Raw genomic sequence first — 20,773 nt, 5'->3', positions numbered from 1 at the left:
CCGTTTCTGCGTACGTTTCAGCTCGTTCAGTTCGGCTTCCCCGACACCAAGATCCGCTCGCGATACCCATCTCCGCCTTCGCGCTCATTGTCTGCATCGACCACCTCCGGCACCCGAACCTCCTGCACCGGCACCGCGATTCGACAACCCGCATCCTCCATCGTCCGCTTCAGCTTGGCGAACATCCCGTACTGCACGCTCCAGAAGTCATCGTTCGACGTCCAGTAGCGCGCGTTGAGCGTGACGCCACGGTCGGTGTAGCGCACCACCATGACCTCGCGCGCCGGGGATTCGAGCAACCGCTTGTCACTGTCGAGCATGGCGCGAAGGGCGTCGAGCCCCGCCTGTATCGGACTGTCGAACGTGACGGTGACCTCGATGTCCATCCGGCGCGTGGGGTTCTCGCTGTAGTTCATGATCGGGCTGCCCCAGATCTTGCCGTTGGGTACGCGCAGGCAGACGCCGTCGAAGGTCTTCAGCTCGGTCATGAACAGCCCCGTCTCGCGCACGGTTCCGGCCACGCCTTGCGCGTCGATGTACTGCCCCACCCGAAAGGGCCGCAGCAACACCAGCATGATCCCGGCCGCGATGTTCTGCAGCGTTCCCTGCAGCGCCAGCCCAATCGCCAGCCCCGCCGCGCCAAGCATGGCGATGATGCTGGCCGTCTGCACGCCGAACTGGGACAACACCAGCACCACGGTCAGCACCCGCACGACCCATTGCGCGACGCTGGCCAGCATCGGGCGCAGCGTGTCATCCACATGGGTGTGCCGCAAACCGTTGTGCAACGCGCGCGCGGCCCGGCCGGAGAGCCACCACCCGGCCAGCAGAATCGCCAGCGCGGCCAGGCAATTCAACCCCTGACTGACGGCGAACTGGGCCAGATAGGCCCAGGTGGCCTCCAGCTTGGCGTGATCGATGAAATTCAAGTCCATGCGTCGGCTCCGGAAAATGGCAAAACCGACAAGACTTGCGAAGGATGTGCCAGAACGGGCCGGCGAGAGGAAAAAGCGTACCCGTTTCTGCGTGGGCCGTTGTGCGGGCGCATGCCACACGCCGGCCCCTCTTGGAATCCCTAGCGTCACCTCTCCCAACCGAGGCGCCGTGTGTGAAGTCTTTACAACTCCTGCGCAGATTGTGCCGGTCGCTTCTCCCCGCTAGCCCAGTTCCGAAACCGGCCCTGAAGCCAAGACCTCAACTGGCGGGCGGATACCGCTGCTCACCAACGCCACGTCACGGACACGATCATGGAAATACTTGTGAAATACAGCCCAGTCGGCGTATTCGTTGGGTGCCGCAGCATGTGCGGCTAGCCGGCCAATGAGTCCGCAGAGCCAATCGGCGCATTGGAGGGTCTGGAAGAGATGGCTCTCTCCTTGCAAGGGGGGCTCGACCAGTCTGCGGCACTTCGCATCCCCTTCGAACATCGCCACAGTGCATGCTTCGACGTTGCGCTCCCGCCAGTCGTCGCCTGCATCCTGTTGGTCGAGCAAAACCAGACACGTGGAATTCGTCTGCGCGCAGTGCCCGTCCACTTGCCTGATCGCGCAGAGAAGTTGACGCCTGAACATCTCCGCCGAGACATGCACGCCCATCTGCGATGCCTTGCGTTCTCCGGTGTAGACAACATGCCCACCAACGGCGGCAATTCGATTCAACAATCGGAAGGTTGCCTGTCGCAACGGCCGGTAGATCTGCACATTGCGGGCCGTGAACAATGCAGAGCCTTTCTTCTCCCAACGACAGGCGGGAAGATCGCGAGGATTCTTGTGCATCAGATCCCAGGCGAGCAATCCGCACTTCAACTTGTAGAAGTAGACGGCAAACTCACGCACCTGTGCGACAGGAAGCATGAATCCCGCCAGTCCGAAAACCGGACTGTCGTTGTACTTGGCGTGGTCTCTTGCAACGTAGGGCCCGATATGACCGAATTCGTCTAGATAAACAACGTAGTGCTGCACCTGAATTTCGCTCCTGCCGGCTATAAAACACGAAAGCCCGCAACGATCAGATCGTTGCGGGCCTCGGAGGCTGGGCACCCGGTACAAGACCGAATGCGTTGGGATGCATTCTAGGTAGCTAATTCTTAGCGGGCAACAGACCAAAACGGACGTAGCGCGAAACACTGACGTAACGCAGAAACGGGTACGCTCCGCGGTCACACAAACACAGGAAGTCGTAGCCACGCCGCAACATCAACGTGCCGGTGCCGCCTTCTCCTGGCTGACAACCTCCACCTGATGGTCATGCAGCCGATCCCGGTTGGTCAGCATCGGGAACAGTTTGATCCAGGCGGCCACCACGCAGATCGTACCGATCCCGCCGAGCAGCACCGCACCGACTGGGCCGAGCAGCGCGGCGGTGACCCCCGACTCGAATTCGCCCAGCTGGTTGGAAGCGCCGATAAAGACCGAGTTGACCGCACCCACCCGGCCGCGCATGTCGTCGGGGGTATCGAGCTGTACCAGTGTCTGGCGAACCACCACGCTGATCATGTCGGAGGCGCCCAGCACCACGAGTGCGGCCATCGACAGCGGCAGCCATTTCGAAATGCCAAACACCATCGTCGCCACGCCGAAAATCGCCACGGCGCTGAACATCACGCGGCCCACGCGTCGGTTCAGCGGATGTCGGGCCAGCCACAGTGCCGTGACCAATGCGCCGATGGCTGGGGACGAGCGCAGCAACCCCAGCCCCCACGGGCCGGTGTGAAGGATGTCCTTGGCGTAGATCGGCAGCAGGGCCGTGGCGCCGCCGAGCAGGACCGCGAACAGGTCGAGCGACACGGCGCCCAGCAGCACCTGATTGCTGCGGATGTAGGCGAACCCGGCAAACAGCGTCTTGACACTGACCGGCGTGGTCAGCCTCTGCTGTGCCTGGCGCAGTTTCAGCGTGAACACCAGGATCGCTGCAATCGCGAACAACACCGCGCTGATCGAATAGACCACGCCGGGGCCGGCCACATAGGCAAACCCGCCCAGTGCCGGGCCGATGATGATGGCCGCCTGCGCAGCCGAACTGGCCAGTGCCACCGCGCGCGGCAACTGGCGCGGCGTGACCACGCTCGGCAGCAGCGCCTGCAGCGTGGGCGTTTCGAACGCGCGGCAGCCGCCGATCAAGGCTACGAACAGGAAGATGTACTGGCTGGTGATCCAGCCCGAGAAACTGGCCACCGCCATCGCTATCGCAATGACCGCCTCCAGCATCTGGCACGTCCGGACGATGATGCGGCGGTCGAACCGGTCGGCCACATGGCCCGACATCAGCAGCAGGACAATCGACGGCAGGAATTGCACCAGCCCCACCATGCCCAGCATGAACGCGTCGTTAGTGAGCGCATACATTTGCCAGCCCACCGCAACCGTAAAGATTTGGTAACCGATGGTGGTACACAGCCGGGCAAACCAGAAATGACGGAAAGCGGGGTCGCGAAAGACGTTGTCCGGCTCATTGGCCGGCTGCGCGGGGGCGGAGGACATGGGGGCGTTGGCGGCGAGGGGGTGCCATGTACGCAACCGCGTACATGGCGAAACCGCCGATTCTATCCGGGAACCCGGACACGCGCCGACTGGCTTTGTATCGTGATTGACACATTACCCGCCGGCGCGGTGGATGCAGGCGTTCAAACAGGATTAGGCGATTTCCCGCGTCTCCCTGAACTCGATGTTCGGGAAACGCTCCTGCGTCAGTCGCAGGTTGACCATGCTTGGCGCCAGGTAGACGTGATCGCCCGCACCGTCGAGGGCCACGTTGTGGCCGGCCTTGTCGATCAGCTTTTCGATCTCGGCCGGGTCGCCCTTGAGCCAGCGAGCAGTCGCGCATTCGTGCGACTCGAAGATCGCATCGACGCCATATTCATGTTCAAGGCGGTGCGCCACCACATCGAACTGCAGCATGCCCACGGCGCCCAGCACGAGGTCGTTGGAGACCAGCGGGCGGAACATCTGCGTGGCGCCCTCTTCGGCCAACTGCTGCAAACCCTTCTGCAACTGCTTGACCTTGAGCGGGTTGTTGAGCCGCGCGCGGCGGAAGAATTCCGGCGCGAACGACGGGATGCCCGTGAAGCGCAGCGGTTCGCCTTCGGTGAACACATCGCCCAGGCGGATCGTGCCATGGTTGGGCACGCCGATGATGTCGCCCGCGAAGGCTTCCTCGGTCGTGTTGCGGTCCTGCGCCATGAACGTGATGGCGTTGTTGATGGCCACGGTCTTGCCCTGCGACACGTGCAGCAGCTTCATGCCACGGTCGAAGCGGCCCGAGCACACGCGCACAAAGGCGATGCGGTCGCGGTGGCGCGGGTCCATGTTGGCCTGGATCTTGAACACGAAGCCGCTGAACTTGGCCTCCTGCGGCTCCACGGTGCGCGTTTCGGTCTGGCGCGCCAGCGGCGGCGGCGAGAGCTGGCACAGCGCGTCCAGCAGCGACTGCACACCGAAGTTGTTGATGGCCGAACCGAAATACACCGGCGTCTGGCGGCCGGCCAGGAAGGCTTCGCGGTCGAACGTGTGCGACGCGCCGCGCACCAGTTCGATCTCCATGCGCAGTTCATCGGCCTGCGAGCCCAGGATGCGGTCGAGTTCGGGATTGTCGAGGCCGTCGAGCAGCGCCGAGGTGCCCTTCTCCCCCTTCGGGTCGAACAGCTGCACCTTGTCGTCGATCATGTGATACACGCCGCGGAACGCCTTGCCCATGCCGATCGGCCACGTCATCGGCGCGCACTGGATCTTCAGCACGTCTTCGATTTCGTCGAGCAGTTCGATGGGCGAGCGGCCTTCGCGGTCCAGCTTGTTCATGAACGTCAGGATCGGCGTCGCGCGCAGGCGGCACACGTTCAGCAGCTTGATCGTCTGCGCTTCCACGCCATTGACCGAGTCGATCACCATCACCGCGGAGTCCACCGCCGTCAGCGTGCGGTACGTGTCTTCGGAAAAATCCTCGTGGCCCGGGGTGTCGAGCAGGTTCACGATGTTTTCCGGCAGATCGGCGCGCGGCTGGTACGGGAACTGCATCACCGACGAGGTCACCGAAATGCCCCGCTGCTTTTCCAGTTCCATCCAGTCGGACGTGGCGTGGCGGTCGGCCTTGCGCGCGCGCACTTCGCCGGCCACCTGGATGGCGCCGCCGAACCACAGCAGCTTCTCGGTCAGCGTGGTCTTACCCGCATCCGGGTGGGAAATAATGGCAAACGTGCGGCGACGCGCAATTTCGGAAACGAGCGAACTCACGGCTAGAGGAACCTGGTAGTAGCGCCCCGAAGCCAGCACTGGCGCCGGCTGCAGGCAGCGGCGAGGCGGAACGGCTGGGGCGCGATGGCGGTCCGGGAACGATTCCCGGCTTCGGATGGGGCGCTATTTTACCGGTTCGCGCCGCCTGCCGGGGTGCTGGTTGGCACGCCACGGTTTTCGCGCGCCGGATCATGCCCGCGCAGGCTGCCGAACTGCAACGCGTACTGGCGGGTCAGCTCCGCGCCGAAGAAGAAAATCTGCGCCGAGTAGTACACCCACAGCATCAACGCCACGACCGACCCCGCCGCACCGTACGATGACGCCACGGCGCTGTTGCCCAGATACAGGCCAATCAGTCGCTTGCCGATGGAGAAGAGCAACGCGGTGATGATCGAGCCCATCAGCACGTCCTTCCACGAGATCCGCACGTTGGGCAGCATCTTGAAGATGGTGGCGAACAAGGCGGTGACGACGGCGAACGAGAACGCGGTGGAGATCACGTCCGCCACTGGCGCAAACCATGAGGCCGTCCAGAGCTGGCCCCAGAACCGGTTGACCACGGCCAGCGCCGCGTTGACCACCAGCGACACCAGCAGCATGAATGCGAGCGCCAGCACGATGCTGAACGAGGCCATCCGCGCACGTAGCAGCTTCTGCCAGCCCGCGCCCTGGGGCGGCGGCGCCTGCCAGATATCGTCCAGGCTGCTCTTGAGTTCGGCAAAGGCGCTGGTGGCGCCCACCACGAGAATGCCCATCGCGATCAACGCGGCCACGCCGCTGCCACCTGCACGATGCGTGGCGGCCAGGATTTCCTGGATCGCCGCAGCGCCCTGGGGGCCGACCAGTCCATCGAGCTGCGCGAAGATCTCGCCACGCGCGGCTTCGGCACCGAAGAACAGCCCGGCGATCGATATCACCAGCACCAGGATCGGCGCCAGCGAGAACAGCATGTAGAAGGACAGGGCGGCGCCCTTGCTCGCCGCCCTGTGATCGAACCACGCGGTAATGGATGCCGACACCACGCGCACCGTGCGCGTCCCGGTATGCCGATCGGGCAGCCAACGGCCGCGCTGCGGCTTAGGGGGCACTGCGTGCGAATGGTCGGGCGCGTTGTCGGAATGCATGCGTTTTCGGTCCTGTCCTGACTTGCCCGGGCTCCTACTGACTGGGATGAAGCCCACGCGGAGGTGGCGCATCTGCCACGTTCATCAGCCTGACCGGTGCAACCGGGGTTGTCTGTCGGCCAGCGTCTGATGTGTAGGTCCATCATAGATCGCTTGTCGCGCAACAGCCGTTTGCACTGCTACAGTAGTTAAGCAAGGCACACATGCCGATGACAGGAGGCTTCTCCCATGCGCAATGTTCTTGTGCGGCGCCTGATCGCCGCGCGTGCTGTGGTCGCTCGTTCGGCACTGCTGGCACTTTGCCTTTCCGCGGGGGCCACGCTGATGGCCGGCTGCGAACGCAACCCGGCACCGGGTCCGGGACCCAAGCCGATTTCCGGCACCAACGCGCCCGTCACTGCGGCCTCCGGCGCCCCCGCCACGCCTCGCTGATGGGCTAAAGCAGCCGGCCGCTGTTCCCCCGAGGCATCCGGGCGTACCCGTTTCTGCGGACCCGTGCGGGTTTCAGCGTTGCAACCAGATGCACGCCCGCCCATGGCACGCTCGCGTGCGGACGCATGGGGATCATTTTCCCGTCACTTTCAGCCATGTGGGCGCCATTGCAGACATCGATGTCTGTTTTCCGCCATGTGAAAGGCGTCGCGTCCCACTTGAGGGCCTGACTCTTTCGTCGCGTCGCGTTCCCGGGTTCCGCACGGGCGTGGCCAATGAAGAGGCATCGGACGCCGGTCAGCGAGCCGACGCGACCTAGCGTCCGCTTGTCGTTGCATCGGCGTAACCGATTGCGGCCCGCAGCCCGCCATTTCGCCCCGGCTTTCCACCAGGCCGCACGCCAATGCCTTATCAAACAATGGTTTGCAGGCGATTGGCACACTTGTCGCTCTAGTCGGTGCAGGGAGAAGTCAGAGTCCAATAACGATTCGAACAGAACGCAGGAGACCACACTGCCATGCGTCATCCACCAGCGCGAATGAACGCGCGTCGGCGTGCCCATCGGCTTGCCGGCCCAGCCCCCACTGTCAGCGAGTTGCTGTCGCCGCCCCTGTTGCCGTCTCCACGGCAGACCGCACGCCCTGCCGCGTCGTTCTGTGCATCAGCCAACCGAGGCGCGGCCACCGCTGCCAGCCGGCAGCGCAACGGGTGTCCCGTTTATTGACGGGCGGCCCGCGATATCTCCGTCAGGCCCGGCAACCGGCGGTTGCTTTTTCGCGCGTGCGGGCCTAAACCGGTTTACGTGCTCCGTCCCCCGGCGGGCACCTTTTATAAAAAGGGAGGGAGCCACACATGTTCGCCAGAGTTGCCGCCGCCATGGCACTGTTCTCGACTGCGGCAGCCCCGGCGCTGGCCGGAAACTACGCATGGTTCGACCGCCCCGACTACGCCAACCCAAACAGCCACGCGGCCGTGAGCAATGACAGCTATGTGAGGGCGTTCGGCTGGACCTGGGGCGATATGCAGTACAAGCCGGACGACCGCGCTGCGCCACCCGCTGCGGCGCCTGCCGAGCGTCAGGCACGTGACAACCTGATGGACCCGCATGACGTAGTGCCGGGCAGGCCATCGCCGGACGGGAGCGCGCCGCCGCGTGGACGACGCGGCAAGATCGGCATGACCTGACATTGAAAGTCAGTTTGGGAGTTCTTACGCGGGCCAAGCCGCGTTAGCCTGCCGCCGCTGTCCGGGCGGAAGGACAAAGGGGATCCGGCGAGCGGACGTCGCCGGATCCCCCTTGGCGCTACACCCCTGCACGCCTGCACGTGGTGCGTTGACCGCCCGCGTTATTCCCCCGTTGCCGCAGCCTGAAGATCGACGCGGATGTTGTGCTTGTGCATGAGCCGGTACAGCGTCACGCGCGATACGTTGAGTTCGCGCGCCGCCGGCACGACGTGAAAGCCATGGCTGGCCATCACCGTGCGGATCGCCTCGCGCTCGGCTTCCTCGCGTATCGCATCGAGCGTCTTGCGCGGAACTTCCACGCCACCGTTCAGTTGCAGATCCTCGGCCGTGATCTTACGGTTGTCGGTCATCACGATGGCACGCCGCACGCGGTTGATCAGCTCGCGGACATTGCCCGGCCAGCCGTACTGCATCATGCCCTGTGTGGCGCACGACGAGAACCCGCGAATACGGCGATGGGCTTCGTGGCCATGCTCGGCAAGCACAGCGTTTGCCAGCAGCAGGATGTCTTCGCCGCGATCGCGCAAAGGCGGAATCGTCAGCGTCAGCACGCATAACCGGTGGAACAGGTCGGGACGGAAGCGCCCGTCGCCCTGCGCGAGCACCAGATCCACGTGCGTGGCGGAGATGATGCGCAGGTCCAGGGGAATCGACTGGTGTCCACCAAGCCGGGTGATGGTGCCCTGCTGCAGGAAACGCAGCAGGGCCACCTGGCTCTCCAGCGGCAGGTCGCCGATTTCGTCGAGAAACAGCGTGCCGCCCTGCGCCTGCTCGATCCAGCCGATCTTGCGCGCATTGGCCCCCGTGAACGCACCCTTCTCGTAGCCGAACAGTTCGGACTGCACCAGATGCGATGGAATCGCGCCGCAGTTGATGGCCACGAACGGCCCCTTGCGACGGCTCGACGCTTCATGGATGGCCTGGGCGGCAAGCTCCTTGCCCGTGCCCGATTCCCCCGAAATGAACACGGGCGCATCGTTGTGGGCCACCTTGGCCAGCGAGCGGAACATCACGCGCATGGCCTGGCATTCGCCGATCATCGGCCCCTTTGCGGCAGGCGGTTCCGGCAGTCGCGCACCATGCAGGCAGGCCATGCCGTGCGCATGCTTGAGCGTGTAGAGCAGTTCGTCGAACGAGAATGGCGTGCGTACGTAATCCACGCAGTAGTCGCGGATCAGGCGCCGCACGCGCTCATCCTCGAGCATGGCCGTCGACGTGATAGCCACCCACATGACATGCAGGTGCTGCAGACCCTGTTCGAGCTGGGTCAGCTCCGCATCGCTATAGGCCGATTGCAGGTCGAGTATGCCCGCCATGGGCGAGCTGCCTCGCACCGCGCGCTCCAGGCCGCTGACTTGTTGAACCCGGCGGATTTCCCACCCCGAACCAAACTGGCTCGCATTGAAACCAAAATCCTCGTACCGCGACACGAGCACGATCTGTGCGGAGCGTGTCGCCGCCTTGCACAGTCGGTCCATGACGTTCTCCCTGGGCTTCTTGTTGGTTGCGGAACGCCCTGCCGCAGGCGCGGCAGCGGGCCACCCGGCCCGGTCGGGTTCCGCTGGCTGCGCGGATGGCTCCGCGCGCAACGTCTGGGGATTCACGATCTGGACGGACTGTGTGATTGTCGTGCGCTGGCGCGAGCGCGACATGCAAGTCGCCGCTTGCCATGGACGTGACCGACCTCCGCCCAGTCTGCCTGGAACGAATGGTTGGCGAATTGATGGATCGGCCCGATGGCGGGACGCCGGATTTCTCCTGCGGTCATGATCTGTTCCCCGTTGAACAACATCCCCCGGCACTACACGTTCGCGTTTACCACTGTCTTCGTTCTGGATTCGAACTGTCTTTATTCGGTCTGTCCCTGCTCGATTCGAGTCGATAGGAGAGACGATGTCGGCATGCGTGTATCCGCATGCTCTCTTCCGTGGTGGCGAAAGCCGCCTGTCCTGACGGTCTCGTTTGGCCGGTTGCCTTGTACTGTCCCGGCAACCGTGGCCGACTGCGGAACGCGCTACCTCTGGCCAGCTGGCAGGCGCCTTTTCCCGGAGTCAAGAAAGGGCGCCGTTGCGCGCCCTCAAATTTTTGCCACGGTTCTAGTTCAGTGCATTTCACCCCTTTTGTCCAGCCCGGAATGTTCGCTTTCAGCCAAGTCTCATACTTTTGTATGAGACGTGAAAGCGCCTTTTTACCGCGCCCACTAGGTAAATGAGCACTCACATTCCTCGCAGAAACAGGTACGCCGTGAAACAGCCGTTCGCGTAACCCGACGCAGAAACGGGTACGCGTTCAGGTGAGGTGCGCCGAAAATGTCATCGTTTTCATTTTGAACACATCTATCGGCTCTGCCAAAAAAAACGGGGGACGGCGCCAGGCGGTCCCCCGTTGTGTGGTCAAGCACCGTTCCTGCGCTGTTGCAGTGCCGGATACGCGCGATCAGTGGCCTGGCAGGTAGTAGAACTTGAAGAGGAAGACTGCGGCGATGATCCACGCCATGAGCGGCACATCCTTCGCCCTGCCCGTCAGCAGTTTCAGCAGTGCATAGGAGATGAAGCCGAATGCCACGCCATTGGCTACCGAATAGGTGAAAGGCATCCCCAGCGCGGTCAACACGGCGGGCACCACCTCGGTGACATCGGACCAGTCGATCTCCACCAGTTCGCGCAGCATCAGGCACGACACGTATAGCAGCGCGGGCGCCGTGGCATATGCCGGCACGGCACCCGCCAGCGGGGCGATGAACAGGCAGGCCAGGAACAGCACCGCCACGGTCACCGCCGTCAATCCAGTACGACCACCGGCCTGCACGCCAGACGCGCTCTCGATATAGGCGGTGGTGGAAGACGTGCCGAGCAGCGAACCGGCCATGATGGCCGTGCTGTCCGCCATCAGCGCCTTGTTCAGGCGGTCCATCTTGCCGGCCTTGAGCAGGCCGGCCCGGTTGGCGACGCCCATCAGCGTACCCGTTGCATCGAACAGCTCGACCAGGAAAAAGACCAGCACCACGTTGAGGATGCCGATGGATAACGCGGCGGAGATGTCGAGCTTGAACAGCGTGGGCGAGATCGACGGCGGTGCCGAGACCACACCGTGGAACTGGTTGCCGGCAAAGACGAAGCTGAGCACCGTGGTCAGCAGGATTCCGATCAGGATCGCGCCCTTCACCTTGAGGCGGTCAAGCGCCACGATGACGAAGAACCCCAGGATGGCCAGCACGGCCGGCGGTTGATGCAAGTCACCAATGGTGACCAGCGTGGCAGGGTGGCCCTTGATGATGCCGGCGCTGTGCAAGGCAATGATCGCCAGGAACAGGCCGATACCCGCCGTGATCGCCCCGCGGATCGCCGGCGGAATGCCCCGGACAATGGCCTCGCGCACGCGGAACAGCGTCACAACCAGGAACAGGCAGCCGGAGATAAACACCGCACCGAGCGCGGCTTCCCACGGCAGCCCCATGCCCTTGACCACGGTATAGGCGAAGTAGGCATTGAGACCCATGCCCGGCGCCATCGCAATGGGATAGTTTGCGTAGAAACCCATGATCAGCGTGCCGATGGCGGCCGCCAGGCACGTGGCGACAAACACGGCATCTTTCGGCACGCCGGCGTCCCCAAGGATGCTCGGATTGACGAAGATGATGTAGGCCATCGTCAGGAATGTAGTGACCCCCGCGAGGATTTCCGTGCGGACATCGGTCTGGTGCTCCCGCAGACGAAAAATGCGCTCGAGCAGGCCGGCGGACGGCGCGGCGGCGGGCGTTGACATGGGTGATCTCCAGGTGCTTCCAGGGCGGAGCGGCAAGGCCACTCGCTCCTGGCAAATTTGGGAAAGGCGGGATGATCCCACAAGCGCACCGGGACGGGGCAGTCCCCGCTGGGGAAAACCCCTGCCTTGACGGGCGCGTCAATCCCCCGTATAAATCTGGCGCAGATTCAAGCGACGAGGCAACAGTTCATTCGTTAGCCACCGTCTGGTACTTCGGTTGTCCATGGTGTCCTTTCCTTGAGTTGGCAGTACGGTGGTGTGTGCCATCGGTTTCTTTTTTCACATTTTTTGGAAAGCAATATCATGCAAACCGGTATCGTCAAGTGGTTCAATGACGCCAAGGGCTTCGGCTTCATCAAGCCGGACGCAGGTGGTGATGACCTGTTCGCGCACTTCTCGGAAGTCCGCGCTGATGGTTTCAAGTCGCTGCAGGAAAACCAACGCGTGTCGTTCGAAGTCAAGAACGGCCCGAAGGGTCTGCAAGCCGCTAACATCACCCCGATGTAATGACCGCCGGCATGCCTTGATGGCGTGCCGATGGTTGTGAAGAACCCGCCGGAGACGGCGGGTTTTTTTTTCGTCCTTCCCACCTCTCCGCAGCATCCCTCCACCTCGGGCACGAGCCCGATCGGGCTCAACCTCTATCGCCTCTCGCCGATCCGCGTGACGGGCTCCATCCTTTATTCGTCTGATCCACGCCACGCACGGGGCTGATTCGACGCGGCTCGCGACTGTGTCACGGGCGCACGCGCCTCGCGTCCGTCGAGTTCGCAGAAACGGGTACGCACTCCCTCCTCCGCGTTTTGATCGCCGCAGAAATGGGTACGCCAGCCCGGCTTCAGAGTCGTGTCGCATCTGCGCAGAAACGGGTACGCTCGGCCCGCTTTTTGTCGCGTATACGCCGTGGCAGGCTGCGCTTATCCCGCCTCACTTTTAGGCAGTCTGGTTATCCACGCAGAATCGGGTACGCCAGGTGCCTTTCCACCCTCAAGACCACATGTCAGAAAGTGCGGCGCAGAAACAGGTACGCAGTTGGCAGCCGTTGGTCCGCAGAAACGGGTACGGTGGGTGTTTCAGGAGACATGTCGTGGCACCTGCCGGGCAGCAGGTATACGTATACCGTCCGCAGAAACGGGTACGGTGCGGAAATGGCGACCGCTCGGTTTCACACCGCTAGTTGGCGGTAGCTTTCGCCGCAGACGATGTATACGCGGGCAATGTTGCCCATACATCATGGCGCCCGATCCAGCTTCACGCAGAATTGGGTACGCCCGGACAAATGCGAAGGCGCACCAGCCTCGCAGAAACAGGTACGCTTTTGCTTTCCCGATCCCGCCATGCGGGTATCCGCAGAAACGGGTACGCCGCAGAATTGGGTACGCACCGTCGAAAAATAGCGTCCAAGCCCTTTGTCGCAGAATTGGGTACGGAATCGGGCCGCCAGGCGTGCGGATTTCGCAATCCCAACGCAGTGGGCAAGAGCGTGCGCGCCAAAAACGTACCCGATTCTGCGTGGATAAGCGTCCCTACAGCGGGCACAAGACACGATCGGGAGGGGCAGCAAGCGCGGGGGCGCAGAAACGGGTACGCTTTTTATCGATCCCGCTGTGGAAAACCCTGTGGGATCAGCAGGTTATCCCCGCAGAATCCGGTTCGCTGTTTACGCTGAAACGGGTTCGCCCGGTCGCAGATTCGGGTTCGGCCCTTCGCAGAAACAGGTACAAAAGTGCGCAGAATCGGGTACGGAGAGGCATGTAAACCTGTTTGTAATCAACTCTGTTTTGTCTCCGTATACGGTTTACGAGTAGTTAACCCGTATCGGTATCGTTTACTTGTAGTGGATGAGCAGCCAACCGTGGACAACCCTGACGGGCTGCCCACCGTGTGTCTGTCATCTCGCCAGTCGCCGGATACCCGGCCAGGAAACAGACCGCTTCCAGGAAGCCCCTGTGGCAAGCGAGACGCTGAAAGCCCGGACGGCAGGAATGCACCAAGCGATCTCCTGCGCAAGAGCAGGCGCTGAAGTCGTGGCTCAACCGCACTCAACCGCAGCGAATCGGCATTGATCGCGTATACGTACCCGTTTCTGCGTGACAACGTATACGTGATCGCGTAAAAAGGCGGGTAATCCGAAATCACCAACATGCCGATCAAACGCTCTATGGCCTCCGAAGCGGAACGTGCCACGCTGGACGCCGACGTCGAACCGTCGCGCATCATCGTTCCTGGAAACGAGAGCGCCATCGTTCCGTCCGAAAAATTCCAGCGCCTGTTCGATGAAGCCCAGGCCATGGAACGCGAGGACGCGTGGCAAAGTGGCGAAGTCGGCTTCCTTAGCCGTGCCAGTGTGCAGGTCACGCTGCCCTATCGCGCGCCCAAGGGCGCGCCACCTGTGTGGACACGCACCAGCGGGAATATCTCGCTGATGATCCAGCCTGGCTACTTCACGCAGCAACGCGCGGAAAAGGCGGCAAATGGCAAGCAGAAACTGGTTTCCGAAACCGTTTCGCTAGGCTATCCGTACGGATCCTATCCACGGCTGATGCTGGCGTGGATCGGCAAGGAAATCATGGCCAAGAAGAAGCGCGGCGAGTTCACCGGCACGGTGGAGGATCGTCGCATTTCGCTTGGCAATTCCTTGTCCGAGTTCATGTACAACCTCGGCATTCCGATGGCGACGGGTGGCAAGCGCGGCACGATGACGCTGGTGCGCCAGCAGATGATCCGCTTGTTCTCGGCGACGATCGCCATCGTGCAGAACAAGTCGATCCAATTGCCGAATCAGCCGCCCAACCACGAGCCGATGTCGATCGACCGCGTGGGCTATCTGCTGGCCGACCAGTTGTCGACGTGGTGGGACCCGATGCAGCCGGGCCAAGGTTCGATGTTCGAGAGCTTTGTGGTGCTGTCTGAGCCGTTTTTCAACGAACTGGTGAATCGTCCGGTACCGGTCGACATGCGCGCGCTGAAGGCGCTCAAGCAGTCGCCATTTGCGCTGGACGTTTATTCGTGGCTGACCTACCGGTTCTTTACCATCCAGCGCCGCACGGAGATCCCGTGGGAAGCGCTGCAAATGCAGTTCGGGACCGAGACGGAGAGCGAGCGCAAGTTCCGTGCATTGTTCCGCAAGGCGCTCAAGGATGTGCTAGTGGTCTATCCGGGCGCCAAGGTCGATGCTGACTCCTCGAAGGCGCTCATTCTGCAGCCGTCGCGCACGAGCGTGCGCAAGCTGGGCTGACAGCTTCCAACCGCGCTGCACAAACAAAAAAGGCAAGCGAGAGCTTGCCTTTTTTGCGTCACTGATCGGACCGGAGACCTCCCGCCTGACCAGCCACTGTGGTTCCGCTTACGCCGGCTTGATCGCCGAGGCTTGCAGACCCTTCGGTCCCTGCTTCACTTCGAACGTCACTCGCTGGCCGTCTTTCAGGGTCTTGAAGCCGGAACCCTGGATTTCGGAGAAGTGAGCGAACAGATCGGCGCCACCATCATCGGGGGTAATGAAGCCGAAACCCTTGGTCTCGTTGAACCACTTGACCGTACCGGTTGCCATAACAGATTTCCTTTCGAAGCAAGTTCGTTTTACACACAACGCAAACAACCGTTCAAGCACGCTGAGTTCTCGTAGATACCGAACGGAAGCCAACGAGGTAACACGACTTGACTCGACTGTAGCGGGCATCATAACCACAATGTGTTGCGGTGTCATGTGCGGCGTAATGCGCACCACCTTAACTTTAGGCGGATTCTCTACCGCTTTTCAAGAAGAAGAATCCCGCACAGTTGATGTAGCGAAATCTGCGCCTGACACGTGCCCTGCTTAAGGGGTATCCATTGTCCGGCGCCGTTTTACAGTGTTTTATTCAAATGCTCAGAAAAATGGGTTGTGGCGCAAAGTCGATTTCGCTAAAGTTCGGCTAACTGAACATCATCATCCGGCGCTTTCAGCGCTGAAAGTGAGACCGAAGTGCCGGCAAAAATCATCACCGTTTTCAACCAGAAGGGCGGCTGCGGCAAGACAACCGTCAGCATGCACCTTGCTGGAACGCTGGGGCTGCGTGGCGCGCGGTCCCTGCTTGTCGATATGGACGAGCAAGGCACTGCCACGCGCTGGGCAGCGCAAGCCAGCGATGAACGGCCGTTTCCCGCCTCGGTGATTGGTTTGGCTCCGTCCGGCGGTGCCATGCACCGGGAGGTTCGGAAGTTCATGAACGACTACGACTACATCGTGGTGGATTGCCCGCCTGCGGTACATTCGGCGGCGCCGTCGAGTGCCTTGCTGATTTCGGATTTGGCGATCATTCCGGTCGTACCGTCTCCGCCGGATCTTTGGGCAGCCGTGGCTGCCAAGACACTGGCGCAGCATGCCCAGGTACAGAATGAAACGCTGCAAATTCGGGTGGCGGCCAACATGGTTCAGCGCCGCGTCTCGATCGCGCGTCAGGCCATCGAGATTCTTGGCGACGATCCAGAGGTGCCGCTTCTGAACTCCATGGTCGGTTCGCGCTCGGCATTCCGCGAGTGCCTGGCCATGGGCTGCACCGTACACGGCGTACCGGGCGCGCGCGAAGCCATCCAGGAAGTGGACATGATGGTGGACGAGATACTGTCCCTGATTGAGTAATGGAATGACTACGAAATTGAAGAGCCTGAAGGCAGGCATGCTCGCCGGGATGGCGGCAGAAAAGACGCGGAACGACGCCGTCGATCGGTTTGCACGGGCCGAGGCCGCACTCTCTGACCATCCGAACGGCCTGTTGCAGGGCCAACGCGTGGGCCAGGCGGCGCAAACTTTCAGCGCTGAAAGTGAGGTGCAAGCGATGGAAGGGCGCGTGCTGGCGCGCATTCCCATCGCCCAGTTGCACGACAATCCCTTCAACGCCCGTCGCATTTATGATCCTGCCGTCGTGCAGGAACGTGCGGCGTCGATTGCCACGCACGGACAAAAAACGCCTGGTCTTGCTGCGCCGGATCCGACGCGACCCGGACACTTCATCCTCATCGACGGTCACTATCGCAAGCGTGCCCTGGCGTCAGCCGGCAAGCTCGAGATGGAATGCTTTGTCGAGAATGATCTCAGCGATCTCGACTTCTACCGTCTGTCGTTCCTGCTGAACGAACAGCGCTCCGACCAATCGGCGCTGGATAATGCCATCGCATGGCGTCAGCTGCTGGATGAGGGCAAGGTTCAAAAGGAAGACGAAATCTGTGAGCTGACAGGGATGTCGGCCGGCACGGTGAACAAGACGCTGGCGCTGTTGAAGCTGCCGGACTCCGTGATTGCCGTGATGCGTGAACGGCCGAGCGCCATCGGCATCGCGGCCGGGTACGAACTCACGCTGTACTTCAAGCTCGCAGGTGAGGACCGTACGCGCGAACTGGCGGGCCGGATCATGAACGACGGATTGTCCAGCCGCGAGGTGGAATCGATCCGGAAGCAGATGCAGGAAGGCAAGTCGCGCAAGGTCAAGGAAATCAGCCGCCAATACAAGATCCGTACTGAGTCTGGCCAACTGCTTGGCACGATCAAGGAATGGGATTCGGGCCGCGTGATGCTGGATGTGCAGCTCACCGACCGAAACGCGCGGGAAGACTTGCTGGAAGTCCTGAAGGCCCGCTTCGGCCTGGACAAGACGTTGCTTTAATTCAACCTGAGCCGGCCGGGCGAGAAGTCCGCCGGCACACCGCCGTGCGCTGCGGCGAAGCGTTTCCAACTCGCACGCAAGAGCCGATCGAGGCCGCTTGCCGAGTAGCCCGCCAAGTGCTGCCCACGCTTGGCGTTCCCGCGCACGGTGTCTGGAAACGCTGTCGGCGCGAGCAGTGCGACTTCCGCATTCCAGTCGCGCTCGCCAAAGTCGGGCAGCCCTCGGTCAGCCCAGTGTTTGCGCAGTGCCTCCCACGCCTCAGGCTCCAGCAGCATGGGCTTCCGCCGTGCGGCGCTTTTGGCCGAGAGCGAGAGCCGGCCGCTGTCGCCAATCGACTCCACATCTCCCAAGCGTAGCGCCGCCAACTCCACGACCCGGACTCCATGGCGTGCAATCAGCAATGCGGCGGCAAGCGCGGCGCGCTGTTGTGGATTTGGGTTGTCCCGAGCGAGCCAGTCGAGGAATGCGGGGATGGGAAGCGACACGGTCAACGTATTCGCAACCGACACGCCCGGCGTTGCATTTGAAACGTTCAGCGCGTGTCTTGCCTCTCCCAGTGACCCGATGCCGGACCGTGCAGGTTCGCCAGCCCGGCGACGAATTTCCTTGAGCAGCACCCGCGCCACCCGCAGCGATGCCCCACAAGAACTCGCCCGCAACGGTCCTTCGAATGGACGCCAATGCATCTTGTCGCGAGGACTGGCGGGGCCGCACCAGAACGCCGAAGGCTGGGGGTCTGCAAGAAAGGCGTGATACGAGGCAAGCGATTCACCATTCAGGTCTCGCAATGACAGTCCGTTCCGCCCTGCCCAGAGCAGCAGCCGCTCCGCTTCGCGTCGATAGCTCAGCCACGTGTTGCGTGACTGATGCGTGTTCAGCCAGTCGCCGACCCATGCCAGTTCCAGACTGAACGGCGGCGCTGGCAACATCGATTCAAAGGGTACGGGATACGCCATCGAAGGCCCCAATGGACAAGCAATAAGTGCCTTTAAAGGCGCATTATCCCCAGGCGAGCGCACAAAAGTCCGCAGCCGCATCCCAGCGCCGTCGTCGTTGGCGCGCAGCCATCTGACGATGGTTTCCGCGGAATGGCGCCCAATCCTTGGCACGTGACGCCACCAACTGCTGCCCCGGCGATTGGCCAGCGCAACCAGATCCGCCACGGTACGCAATTCCGCTGCCACCATGCGGCGAGCCAGGCTGGGGCCGAACCAGAGCGTCACCGGATGCGTCGGTAACGGTCGGCCTTGCCCAAGCTGCTCGATCGACGAGAGCGCCTCTACCCGGCGCGACATCCCGGTATCGGAGCGCCCGCGCAGCGCTTCGAACATTTCCGCGATATCGGGACGGTCATGCTGCAGCGCAAACTGCACCAACCGGTCGCGCAGCGCCAGGATGCGCTGAATCGCCTGATGTTCGGTCAGATCCTCGTCATCGTCCGGATCCACCAGATACCGATTGGCGATATCCACCGGCCGCATGCCCTGCGCATAGGCCCGCACCACCGCAAATTCGGTGCGCGTGAGCTTGGTTGCCGCCAGCGTATCGCGATCATCCGCCATGTTTGGCCACGTCCCCTTTCGTCGGTAAGTGATTGAATTGCAACAACAATCGGCAGGTGCCGAAATGATCCGGGCCAATCTGCCAACCAAAGTGCAATGTAAATTATTTTTGGACGAAAGGCGAGGGTGACGTGGCCTCGCCGAAAGTTTCAGTTGAGAGAAACGCAAGCGATCCGTCCCGAAAACTCGTTTGTCGACGCACTGGCCACCGACCACTATCCAGTCACCGCACGGCCATGCACCCCCTCGACAAAGGAGACTCTCGTGTCCAGCACGACCCCCAACCTCTGGAGTTCCGACTCCCCGCCCGCGCTGCAAGCGTCGCGTCATCACACCACCGGCGCGTGGCGATTCCCCGCCGTGGCGGAACACTCGCCGCTCGCGTCGCAATACGCCACGGTGCCCGTGCACGGCAGCGGCGCGGTCTACAGCTTCACCGTCATCCATCCCGCGCCGAAGACCGGGCTCCCGCCCTACGCGTTGGGCTATGTCGATTTCGATGGTCCGTTGCGTGTATTCGGCCGACTCGAAGGCAAAGACCGCCCGACGATTGGCGCCCGCTACGTGCCCGTGTCCAGCGACACCTTCGGCTACGTGTTCCAGGCAGTGCAGGACTGAAGAGGATCAAGATCATGCAGGACATCTACATTTCCGGCGGCGCGATGACGACGTTCGGGCGACATACCGGCGTCATGGCGCCGGAGCTGGCACAGCGTGCCATCCTGGACGCGGTGAAGGATGCGGGTATCGAACTGGCCGATATCGAGGCGGTCTACTGCGCCAACGTGCTCGGCGGCATGATCCTGGGGCAATTGATCGTGCGCGATCTCGGCCTGCAGGGCATTCCGGTCTACAACGTGGAGAACGCCTGCGCGAGCGGCGCCACGGGCGTCCATCTTGCGCGCCATGCATTGCTGGCGCAGCAGTACAAGACCGTACTCGTCTTCGGTATCGAACAACTGACCGCCTTGGGTGGCGGCACGATCCCGATGCAGCGCAACGACGATATGACCGATCTCTACGCCTCGGCGGGCATGGTGCTGCCGGCGGTCTACGCCATGCGTGGCACGCGGTTCCTGCACGAGCGGGATGCCACCGCCGTGGACCTTGCCACGGTGGCGGTGAAGAATCGCCGCCATGGCGCGCTGAACCCCTACGCGCAGCAACGCACCGAGACCACGGTCGAGGAGGTGCTTGCGTCGCGCATGATTGCCGATCCGCTGACGCTGCTGCAGTGCTGCCCATCACAGGTGGATGGCGCGGCGGCGGCGATCATGACCACGCGACGGCCCGAGGGATATCGCCCGGTGCGCGTGCTGTCATCGGTGGTGGTATCGGGCATTCGCGAAGGTGCCGATGACGACATCCTCGATGCCGAGATCACGGCACGCGCTGCGCGGCAGGCCTATGAACAGGCGGGTCTCGGTCCCAGGGATATAAATGTCGTGGAGCTGCACGACGCCTTCACGATTGCCGAACTGCTGTACTACGAGGCATTGGGACTGGCGGCTCCGGGCGAAGCGGTGCCGTTGCTGCGCTCGGGTGCAACGCGACTCGGTGGACGTGTGCCTGTCAATCCAAGCGGCGGCCTGCTCGCCAAGGGCCACCCACTCGGCGCCACAGGCATCGCGCAGATGGTGGAAATCATGTGGCAGTTGCAGGAACGCGCCGATGGCCGGCAGGTGGCCGATGCACGGATCGGCCTGACGCAATGCACCGGTGGCGGCATCGCCGGCGTGGACCATGCCGCATCGTCGGTGCATGTGCTGGGAGTCTGA

Annotated in this window: 18 protein-coding genes; 8 read left to right on the top strand and 10 right to left on the bottom strand. The window is 62.5% G+C overall.

Features of this window, described 5'->3' with window-relative positions; translation table 11 throughout:
• Positions 1 to 26 precede the first annotated feature (26 nt).
• The 5 genes from ABDB81_RS14685 to ABDB81_RS14665 form a co-directional block, all read right to left on the bottom strand.
• Positions 27 to 935 carry a mechanosensitive ion channel domain-containing protein gene (locus tag ABDB81_RS14685; protein WP_137925886.1) on the bottom strand — a complete coding sequence of 303 codons (909 nt, stop codon included), beginning with the start codon at positions 933 to 935 and terminating at the stop codon, positions 27 to 29.
• Between the two features lie 222 nt (positions 936 to 1,157).
• The gene (locus ABDB81_RS14680; RefSeq protein WP_137925887.1) at positions 1,158 to 1,961 is read right to left on the bottom strand and encodes a DUF3800 domain-containing protein; all 804 of its coding nucleotides are present in this window, start codon (positions 1,959 to 1,961) and stop codon (positions 1,158 to 1,160) included.
• 234 nt (positions 1,962 to 2,195) lie between these two features.
• On the bottom strand, positions 2,196 to 3,479 hold the full coding sequence (locus tag ABDB81_RS14675; protein ID WP_137925888.1) for an MFS transporter: 1,284 nt from the start codon (positions 3,477 to 3,479) through the stop codon (positions 2,196 to 2,198).
• Between the two features lie 153 nt (positions 3,480 to 3,632).
• Positions 3,633 to 5,225 carry a peptide chain release factor 3 gene (locus ABDB81_RS14670; protein WP_137925889.1) on the bottom strand — a complete coding sequence of 531 codons (1,593 nt, stop codon included), beginning with the start codon at positions 5,223 to 5,225 and terminating at the stop codon, positions 3,633 to 3,635.
• 128 nt (positions 5,226 to 5,353) lie between these two features.
• Positions 5,354 to 6,349 (bottom strand): YihY/virulence factor BrkB family protein, encoded by a 996-nt coding sequence (locus ABDB81_RS14665; protein WP_137925890.1) that lies wholly within the window; start codon positions 6,347 to 6,349, stop codon positions 5,354 to 5,356.
• A gap of 228 nt (positions 6,350 to 6,577) precedes the next feature.
• On the opposite strand from ABDB81_RS14665, the gene ABDB81_RS14660 reads away from it, so the two are divergent.
• Both ABDB81_RS14660 and ABDB81_RS14655 read left to right on the top strand, forming a co-directional pair.
• Positions 6,578 to 6,781: a hypothetical protein gene (locus ABDB81_RS14660; protein ID WP_137925891.1), complete on the top strand. Its 204-nt coding sequence runs from the start codon at positions 6,578 to 6,580 to the stop codon at positions 6,779 to 6,781.
• Between the two features lie 852 nt (positions 6,782 to 7,633).
• Positions 7,634 to 7,966: a hypothetical protein gene (locus tag ABDB81_RS14655; protein ID WP_137925892.1), complete on the top strand. Its 333-nt coding sequence runs from the start codon at positions 7,634 to 7,636 to the stop codon at positions 7,964 to 7,966.
• Positions 7,967 to 8,127: 161 nt separating this feature from the next.
• Here the strand turns inward: ABDB81_RS14655 and ABDB81_RS14650 are convergent, their stop codons facing one another.
• A complete protein-coding gene (locus ABDB81_RS14650) occupies positions 8,128 to 9,504 on the bottom strand; it encodes a sigma-54 dependent transcriptional regulator (RefSeq protein ID WP_137925893.1) in 1,377 nt (458 codons plus the stop codon).
• Between the two features lie 958 nt (positions 9,505 to 10,462).
• The gene (locus ABDB81_RS14645; protein ID WP_346811789.1) at positions 10,463 to 11,791 is read right to left on the bottom strand and encodes an NCS2 family permease; all 1,329 of its coding nucleotides are present in this window, start codon (positions 11,789 to 11,791) and stop codon (positions 10,463 to 10,465) included.
• A 303-nt stretch (positions 11,792 to 12,094) separates the two neighbouring features.
• Between ABDB81_RS14645 and ABDB81_RS14640 the strand changes: the two genes are divergently transcribed.
• Together ABDB81_RS14640 and ABDB81_RS14635 are read left to right on the top strand one after the other, a co-directional pair.
• Complete coding sequence (locus ABDB81_RS14640) at positions 12,095 to 12,298, top strand: cold-shock protein (RefSeq protein ID WP_092139416.1); 204 nt, start codon at positions 12,095 to 12,097, stop codon at positions 12,296 to 12,298.
• 1,636 nt (positions 12,299 to 13,934) lie between these two features.
• On the top strand, positions 13,935 to 15,029 hold the full coding sequence (locus ABDB81_RS14635; RefSeq protein ID WP_137925896.1) for a replication protein RepA: 1,095 nt from the start codon (positions 13,935 to 13,937) through the stop codon (positions 15,027 to 15,029).
• Between the two features lie 108 nt (positions 15,030 to 15,137).
• Here ABDB81_RS14635 and ABDB81_RS14630 read toward each other — a convergent pair whose 3' ends face one another.
• Both ABDB81_RS14630 and ABDB81_RS14625 read right to left on the bottom strand, forming a co-directional pair.
• On the bottom strand, positions 15,138 to 15,341 hold the full coding sequence (locus tag ABDB81_RS14630; protein WP_006159056.1) for a cold-shock protein: 204 nt from the start codon (positions 15,339 to 15,341) through the stop codon (positions 15,138 to 15,140).
• Positions 15,342 to 15,694: 353 nt separating this feature from the next.
• Positions 15,695 to 15,820 (bottom strand): hypothetical protein, encoded by a 126-nt coding sequence (locus tag ABDB81_RS14625; RefSeq protein WP_283205144.1) that lies wholly within the window; start codon positions 15,818 to 15,820, stop codon positions 15,695 to 15,697.
• On the opposite strand from ABDB81_RS14625, the gene ABDB81_RS14620 reads away from it, so the two are divergent.
• Positions 15,768 to 16,412 (top strand): AAA family ATPase, encoded by a 645-nt coding sequence (locus ABDB81_RS14620; protein WP_249359451.1) that lies wholly within the window; start codon positions 15,768 to 15,770, stop codon positions 16,410 to 16,412. The genes ABDB81_RS14625 and ABDB81_RS14620 overlap by 53 nt on opposite strands.
• 4 nt (positions 16,413 to 16,416) lie before the next feature.
• Positions 16,417 to 17,433: a ParB/RepB/Spo0J family partition protein gene (locus ABDB81_RS14615; RefSeq protein WP_160474388.1), complete on the top strand. Its 1,017-nt coding sequence runs from the start codon at positions 16,417 to 16,419 to the stop codon at positions 17,431 to 17,433.
• Here the strand turns inward: ABDB81_RS14615 and ABDB81_RS14610 are convergent.
• The gene (locus tag ABDB81_RS14610; protein ID WP_346811787.1) at positions 17,430 to 18,995 is read right to left on the bottom strand and encodes a phage integrase family protein; all 1,566 of its coding nucleotides are present in this window, start codon (positions 18,993 to 18,995) and stop codon (positions 17,430 to 17,432) included. The genes ABDB81_RS14615 and ABDB81_RS14610 overlap by 4 nt on opposite strands.
• A 264-nt stretch (positions 18,996 to 19,259) precedes the next feature.
• Between ABDB81_RS14610 and ABDB81_RS14605 the strand changes: the two genes are divergently transcribed.
• Positions 19,260 to 19,613 (top strand): OB-fold domain-containing protein, encoded by a 354-nt coding sequence (locus ABDB81_RS14605; RefSeq protein WP_137925900.1) that lies wholly within the window; start codon positions 19,260 to 19,262, stop codon positions 19,611 to 19,613.
• A gap of 14 nt (positions 19,614 to 19,627) precedes the next feature.
• Positions 19,628 to 20,773 carry a thiolase family protein gene (locus tag ABDB81_RS14600; RefSeq protein WP_160474386.1) on the top strand — a complete coding sequence of 382 codons (1,146 nt, stop codon included), beginning with the start codon at positions 19,628 to 19,630 and terminating at the stop codon, positions 20,771 to 20,773.

Origin of the sequence: Cupriavidus sp. DL-D2 (assembly GCF_039710735.1) — a bacterium.
Lineage (GTDB): Bacteria > Pseudomonadota > Gammaproteobacteria > Burkholderiales > Burkholderiaceae > Cupriavidus.
Note: the sequence above shows the minus strand (reverse complement) of the source record. Positions and strands in the feature narration are given on the sequence as shown.

Coding starts and splice junctions, on each gene's coding strand:
- ABDB81_RS14650 (WP_137925893.1), bottom strand. CDS start 9,504: ATGGACCGACTGTGCAAGGCGGCGACACGCTCCGCACAGATCGTGCTC.
- ABDB81_RS14635 (WP_137925896.1), top strand. CDS start 13,935: ATGCCGATCAAACGCTCTATGGCCTCCGAAGCGGAACGTGCCACGCTG.
- ABDB81_RS14665 (WP_137925890.1), bottom strand. CDS start 6,349: ATGCATTCCGACAACGCGCCCGACCATTCGCACGCAGTGCCCCCTAAG.
- ABDB81_RS14640 (WP_092139416.1), top strand. CDS start 12,095: ATGCAAACCGGTATCGTCAAGTGGTTCAATGACGCCAAGGGCTTCGGC.
- ABDB81_RS14630 (WP_006159056.1), bottom strand. CDS start 15,341: ATGGCAACCGGTACGGTCAAGTGGTTCAACGAGACCAAGGGTTTCGGC.
- ABDB81_RS14660 (WP_137925891.1), top strand. CDS start 6,578: ATGCGCAATGTTCTTGTGCGGCGCCTGATCGCCGCGCGTGCTGTGGTC.
- ABDB81_RS14685 (WP_137925886.1), bottom strand. CDS start 935: ATGGACTTGAATTTCATCGATCACGCCAAGCTGGAGGCCACCTGGGCC.
- ABDB81_RS14610 (WP_346811787.1), bottom strand. CDS start 18,995: ATGGCGGATGATCGCGATACGCTGGCGGCAACCAAGCTCACGCGCACC.
- ABDB81_RS14645 (WP_346811789.1), bottom strand. CDS start 11,791: ATGTCAACGCCCGCCGCCGCGCCGTCCGCCGGCCTGCTCGAGCGCATT.
- ABDB81_RS14600 (WP_160474386.1), top strand. CDS start 19,628: ATGCAGGACATCTACATTTCCGGCGGCGCGATGACGACGTTCGGGCGA.
- ABDB81_RS14675 (WP_137925888.1), bottom strand. CDS start 3,479: ATGTCCTCCGCCCCCGCGCAGCCGGCCAATGAGCCGGACAACGTCTTT.
- ABDB81_RS14655 (WP_137925892.1), top strand. CDS start 7,634: ATGTTCGCCAGAGTTGCCGCCGCCATGGCACTGTTCTCGACTGCGGCA.
- ABDB81_RS14615 (WP_160474388.1), top strand. CDS start 16,417: ATGACTACGAAATTGAAGAGCCTGAAGGCAGGCATGCTCGCCGGGATG.
- ABDB81_RS14625 (WP_283205144.1), bottom strand. CDS start 15,820: ATGCTGACGGTTGTCTTGCCGCAGCCGCCCTTCTGGTTGAAAACGGTG.